Raw genomic sequence first — 6,000 nt, 5'->3', positions numbered from 1 at the left:
TGCTGGTGATCGACCCCGAGCCGCTCGGCCATCGGCTGCATCGACTTCCGCCGGCCCTCCAGCAGCAGTCCCCGCAGATACAAGGCGCCCTTCTCGCGCTGGTCCCGCCGCACCAGCGGTGCGAACACCTCGGACGCGAACTCCTCCAACCGGCCCCGCACCGCGACAAGCTCCCCAGCCCTCATACAGCCAGCGAAGTACCGCACACACGACGCGACAAGACCAGCTAACAAAGCACTACTACCTGGCGGCCGGACAGATCTACCTCATGGACAACCCGCTGCTGGCCGAACCCCTGCGGCCCCAGCACATCAAGCCCCGGCTGCTCGGCCACTGGGGCACCACGCCCGGCCTCAACCTCGTGCACACCCACCTGAACCGCGTGATCAAGGAGCGCTCGCTGGACGCCCTGTGTGTCTGGGGACCGGGGCACGGCGGACCCGCCGTCCTCGCCAACTCCTGGCTGGAGGGCACCTACTCCGCGACCTACCCGGGGGTGACGCGGGACGCCGCCGGCATGGGCACGCTGTTCCGGCAGTTCTCCTTCCCCGGCGGGGTGCCGAGCCATGTCGCGCCCGAGACTCCCGGCTCGATCCACGAGGGCGGCGAGCTCGGCTGCTCCCTCGCGCACGCCTACGGCGCCGCCTTCGACCACCCCGGCCTGCTGGTCGCCTGCGTCATCGGCGACGGCGAGGCCGAGACCGGGCCGCTGGCCGCCTCCTGGCACTCGAACAAGTTCCTCAACCCGGTGCACGACGGGGCCGTCCTGCCGATCCTGCACCTCAACGGATACAAGATCGCCAACCCGACGGTACTGTCCCGGATCCCGGACGGCGAGCTGGACTCCCTGCTGCGGGGCTACGGGCACGACCCGCTGTACGTGAGCGGCAGTGATCCGGCCCTCGTTCACCAGGCCATGGCCCGCGCGATGGACCATGCCGTGGACCGCATCGCGCTGATCCAGCGGGAGGCGCGCGCGGCGGGTGCGGACCTCGGGCGGGACCGCCCGCGCTGGCCCGTGATCGTCCTGCGCACTCCCAAGGGGTGGACGGAGCCTGCAACCGTCGACGGCGACCCGGTCGAGGGCACCTGGCGGGCCCACCAGGTCCCGTTGACCGCCGTACGCGAGAGCCCCGCGCACCTGAAGCAGTTGGAGGACTGGCTGCGTGCGTACCGGCCGCACGAGCTCTTCGACGCCGACGGGCGGCCGCTGCCTCACGTGCTGGCGTGTGTGCCGGAGGGTGGTCGGCGCCTCGGCGCGAGCCCGTACGCCAACGGAGGACGCCTGCTGAGGCCTCTCCCCCTTCACCCGCTCGACGGCTGCGCCGTCCCCGTGGAGAAGCCGGGGGCCACCCTCCACGAACCGACCCGGGTGCTGGGGCGTCTCCTCACCCAGGTCATGCGTGACACGGCGGGACGGCGGGACTTCCGGGTCGTGGGGCCCGACGAGACGGCCTCCAACCGGCTCGACGCACTGTACGAGGTCACGGGCAAGGCCTGGCAGGCCCTCACCGAGCCGACCGACCGCCACCTGTCCCAGGACGGCCGGGTCATGGAGATCCTGTCCGAACACCTCTGCCAAGGCTGGCTGGAGGGCTACCTCCTCACCGGCCGCCACGGGCTCTTCTCCACGTACGAGGCCTTCGCCCACATCGTCGACTCGATGGTCGCCCAGCACATCAAGTGGCTCAAGGTCTCACGTGAGTTGCCTTGGCGGGCGCCCCTGGCCTCCTTCAACTACCTGCTCACCTCGCACGTCTGGCGCCAGGACCACAACGGCTTCTCCCATCAGGACCCCGGATTCGTCGACCACGTCCTCAACAAGAGCCCCGACGTCGTTCGCGTCTACCTGCCTCCGGACGCCAACACCCTTCTCGCCGTGGCAGACCATGCCCTGCGCAGCAGGGACCGGGTCAATGTGATCGTCGCCGGGAAGCAACCGTGCCACGACTGGCTCTCGATCGACCAGGCGCGCACCCACTGCGCCCGCGGGACGGGGATCTGGGAGTGGGCGGGGACGGACCACGGCTTCGCCGCGCCTGACGTCGTGCTCGCGTGCGCCGGCGACGTACCCACCCTGGAGGTCCTCGCCGCCGCCGCACTCCTGCGCGAGCACCTGCCCTCCCTGGCCGTACGGGTGGTCAACGTCGTGGACATCGCCCGCCTGGTGCCCCGCGAGGAGCATGCGCACGGCATGACGGACGCCGAGTACGACGCCCTGTTCACCCCGGACAAGCCGGTGGTCTTCGCGTACCACGGCTATCCCTGGCTGATCCACCGGCTGGCCTACCGCCGCACCGGCCACCCGCACCTGCACGTACGCGGCTACAAGGAGTCGGGGACCACGACCACCCCCTTCGACATGGTCGTACGCAACGACCTCGACCGGTACCGGCTCGTCATGGACGTCATCGACCGCGTCCCCGGACTCGCCACCGGCCGCGCCGCCGCCCTCCGTCAGACCATGGCCGACCAGCGGATCCGCCACCACGACTGGATCCGCACCCACGGCACCGACCTCCCGGAGATCACCGGCTGGTCCTGGCCCCACTGACGAGGACGCCCGGCTCCGGAGCGCGCCCGAAAAGCCGTGGCCCCGGGGCAACCGCCGACGGGACCGGTCGGGCCCCGATGGGGACCACTGGGCCCTCCCGCAGTGGGCGCCCCGCGCTCAGGGTGGAGGTGACGACCGGCATCCCTCGAAAAAATGGGCAGGCGCGATGACGACCTACGTGTACGACTTCAGCCAGGGCAGCCGGGAGATGGTTGGGCTGCTCGGCGGCAAGGGCGCCAACCTCGCGGAGATGGCCCGCATGGGCCTGCCCGTGCCGCCGGGTTTCACGGTCACCACCGAGGCCTGCATGGTGTTCCTCGCCACCGGTGCGCCGCCGCAGGAGCTCGATGGCCAGCTCGCCCGGCATCTGGCGGCCCTGGAGCGGGCGGCGGGCAAGCGGCTCGGGCAGGTCGACGACCCGCTGCTGCTGTCCGTACGGTCCGGGGCCCGGTTCTGGATGCCCGGGATGATGGACACGATCCTCGACATCGGGCTGAACGACCTCGCGGTCCTGGGGCTCGGCAAGACGCCGGAGCGCGAGCGGTTCGCCTGGGACTCCTACCGGCGACTCGTACACATGTTCGGCAGCACGGTCATGGGGGTGGACAACGCACTCTTCGAGGCCCTGATCGGCGGTCTGGAGCGGCAGCACAAGGTGGCCGACGACAGCCGGCTCGACACCGTGGACCTGATCCGGCTGGTCGAGGCCTTCAAGGACCTGATCGCGCAACAGACCGGTGAGGAGTTCCCCCAGGATCCGGCCGAGCAGCTGCGGCGCGCGGTCCTCGCCGTCTTCTCCTCCTGGGACGGCGAACGGGCCCGGATCTATCGCCGCCGCGAGCACATCCCCGACGACCTGGGAACCGCCGTCAGCATCCAGACGATGGTCTTCGGCAACCTGGGGCCCGACTCCGGGAGCGGCGTCGCCTTCACCCGCGACCCGGCCACCGGGCGGCCAGGGGTCTACGGGGACTACCTGCCCAACGCCCAGGGTGAGGACGTCGTGGCCGGCATCCGCAACACCGTGCCCCTCCAACAGCTGGCGGACCTCGATCCCGGCTCGTACGAGGAGCTGTGCGCTCACATGGACCGCCTGGACGCCCACTACCAGGAGATGTGCGAGATCGAGTTCACCATCGAGCGCGGGAAGCTGTGGATGCTCGAGACCCGCGTCGGCAAGCGCACCGCCCAGCCCACCTTCCCAGTCGCCGCCCAGCCGGCCGACGAAGGCCTGATCTCCCCGCAGGAGGCACGGGCCGGGATCGATGGCGACGCCCGGCCCACCTGATGTCCCCGCACTTCGACACCTCGGACCCGGACGTGGGCGAGGTGGTCGCGCGGGGGTTCCCGCCCGCGTCGCCGGGAGCCGCCGTGGGAGCCGTCGTGTTCGACTCGGCCGAGGAGGCGGTCCGTGCCGGGGTGGGGACGCTAACCTCCACCGTCAACCCCTTCGCCACCGGTGTCGCCTCCGACAGCGCGGGCATCGGCACGGGTGACGGCATCCTGCTGCGGCTGGCCATGTGGGTGTCTTGACGGCCATCGCGGCCTGGTACGTGGTCCGGTACGCCAAGCGCGTCCTGGCCGACCCCGCGCGCTCGCTGACCCCGTCCACCGACGAGCACCATGCCCTCGCAGAACAGGATGAGGAGGTGGTCGCCCTCACGGGCCGGCACCGCGCCGTCCTCGCCGTCTTCGCCGCGACGTTCCTCTTCATGATCTTCGCGGTCGTCCCGTGGGCGGACCTGGATGCCACCTTCCTGTCGACGCTCGGCTGGTACTTCCCGGAACTGGCCGCCCTGTTCATCGTCGCTGCCGTCGCGGTCGGCCTGATCGGCGGCCTGGGCGAGCACGGCACGGCCGAGGCGGTCACCCGTGGAGCCGGGGACTTCGTCGGCGCAGCCGTGATCGTCATACTGGCCCGCGGCGTCACCGTGATCATGAACAACGCCGCCGTCACCGACACCATCCTGAACGGCCTGCACAGCGCTGTCTCGGGCACGTCCCACGGAGCCTTCGCGGTGCTGATGTTCCTGGTCAACGTCCCGCTGGCGTTCCTCGTACCGTCCTCGTCCGGTCACGCCGCCCTCGCCGTGCCGATCCTGGCCCCGCTCGCCGACTTCGCCGGCGTCAGGCGGTCCCTGGTGGTCACGGCGTACCAGTCGGCTTCGGGCTGGGTGAACCTGATCACCCCGACCTCGGCCGTGGTCATGGGCGGCCTGGCCGTGGCAAAGATCCGCTACGGCCAGTACCTCCGCTTCATCGCGCCCTTGATGGGCACCCTGCTCGCGGCAATCGGCGGGTTCATGGTCCCGGGCGCGACCCCGGCTGAGCCCGGCCCGCCTGGTGCCCGGCCGGCCTGCGGTTCAGGCGGGCATCGAGGCGTGGTCGGGAACGTCGGTCCGGAGGTTCTGCGGCGGGCGCCGGTGGCCACCTCCGGGCATCGGGGTGGCACGGTACGGCCTGCTTCCGGCCCCGTATCGGAAGGACGTTCGGCCCCGCGCCCAGGGCCGCCCGGACCATCCTCCCGCCACCGCGCGGAGCGGGAAGGTGGGACACGCGCCGCCGACAGCGGCCGCTCTCCCGCACACGTTCCTGGAGGAACACCATGTCACGTATGGTCGTCGTGGGCCTGGACGGATCCCCCGCATCGCTGGCCGCCGCCGAGTGGGCCGCCCACGAGGCCCGGCTCCGCCGGCTCCCGCTCAAGCTACTGCACGCGGTGGAGCACTGTGCCCCGCCCTACGGCTACGCGTCGCCCGCCGGGACCTCACCCCCTGTCCCGGCCTCGACCGAGTATCGCGATGGCGGGATTCCTCGTCGGGTCCGTCTCCCAGGCCGTACTCGCCCATGCCGAACGCCCGGTGGTCATCGTACGTACCGGCTCCTGGATGGACAGCGCCTACCTGCCGACGCCCGACGGCAGCGGGCCGCAGGAAGGCGCCCACCGGCCGGTCGTGCTCGGGCTGGACCTCGCGCGCCCGTGTGACGAGCTCCTCGAGTACGCCTTCGGCGCGGCGGCCGCACGCCGGGCCCCGCTGCGCGTGGTCCTCTGATGGAGCATGCCGCCCGCCTACAGCTTCGACCCCGCGCTGATCGCCCCCGAGGTACGGGACGGCATCGCGGCAGGTACGGCCACCGCGCTCGGGGACGCGCTGCGGCCCTGGCGGGGCAAGTACCCCGAGATCCGGGTCGAGGAGGAGTGCTCGGTGGGCCGGGCGGCCGGCCACCTCGTCGCGGCCTCGGCGAATGCCTCGCTGATGGTCGTCGGCCGACGGGTCCGCCGCTCGGCGATCGGCACGCACCTCGGGCCCGTCGCCCACGCCGTCCTCCACCACTCCACCGCTCCGGTCGCGGTCGTACCGCACGCCTGAGGCAGCGCCGCACCGGACCGGTGTCACTCGGACCGCATCGACGGCTTCCGCTGCCGGAGGACCTCCGGGGTTCGT

General features: G+C 71.6%; 4 protein-coding genes and 2 pseudogenes. 5 read left to right on the top strand and 1 reads right to left on the bottom strand.

The features are described from left to right. Nucleotides 1-185: transposase (locus AB0953_RS32055; RefSeq protein WP_366863091.1), on the bottom strand; the 185-nt coding region annotated here is incomplete at its 3' end. Here AB0953_RS32055 and AB0953_RS32050 point away from each other — a divergent pair. The 5 genes and pseudogenes from AB0953_RS32050 (at nt 119) to AB0953_RS32030 (ending at nt 5,925) form a co-directional block, all read left to right on the top strand. After that, nucleotides 119-2,554: a phosphoketolase family protein gene (locus AB0953_RS32050; RefSeq protein WP_366863090.1), complete on the top strand. Its 2,436-nt coding sequence runs from the start codon at nt 119-121 to the stop codon at nt 2,552-2,554. The two genes, AB0953_RS32055 and AB0953_RS32050, sit on opposite strands and share 67 nt — an antisense overlap. A 166-nt stretch (nt 2,555-2,720) precedes the next feature. Further along, nucleotides 2,721-3,955: pseudogene (locus AB0953_RS32045) on the top strand (PEP/pyruvate-binding domain-containing protein); the annotation flags it as partial. Beyond that, a pseudogene (locus AB0953_RS32040) lies at nt 3,938-4,782 on the top strand (TIGR00366 family protein); the annotation flags it as partial. The pseudogenes AB0953_RS32045 and AB0953_RS32040, both read left to right, overlap by 18 nt. Nucleotides 4,783-5,159: 377 nt before the next feature. Continuing rightward, nucleotides 5,160-5,540, top strand: coding sequence for a universal stress protein (locus AB0953_RS32035; RefSeq protein ID WP_366863093.1), 381 nt, complete (start codon nt 5,160-5,162; stop codon nt 5,538-5,540). 73 nt (nt 5,541-5,613) lie between these two features. Further along, complete coding sequence (locus AB0953_RS32030; RefSeq protein ID WP_366863089.1) at nt 5,614-5,925, top strand: universal stress protein; 312 nt, start codon at nt 5,614-5,616, stop codon at nt 5,923-5,925. Nucleotides 5,926-6,000 lie beyond the last annotated feature (75 nt).

The organism is Streptomyces sp. NPDC046866 (assembly GCF_040704625.1).
Taxonomy (GTDB): domain Bacteria; phylum Actinomycetota; class Actinomycetes; order Streptomycetales; family Streptomycetaceae; genus Streptomyces.
Note: the sequence above shows the minus strand (reverse complement) of the source record. Positions and strands in the feature narration are given on the sequence as shown.

Coding starts and splice junctions, on each gene's coding strand:
- AB0953_RS32030 (WP_366863089.1), top strand. CDS start 5,614: ATGCCGCCCGCCTACAGCTTCGACCCCGCGCTGATCGCCCCCGAGGTA.
- AB0953_RS32035 (WP_366863093.1), top strand. CDS start 5,160: ATGTCACGTATGGTCGTCGTGGGCCTGGACGGATCCCCCGCATCGCTG.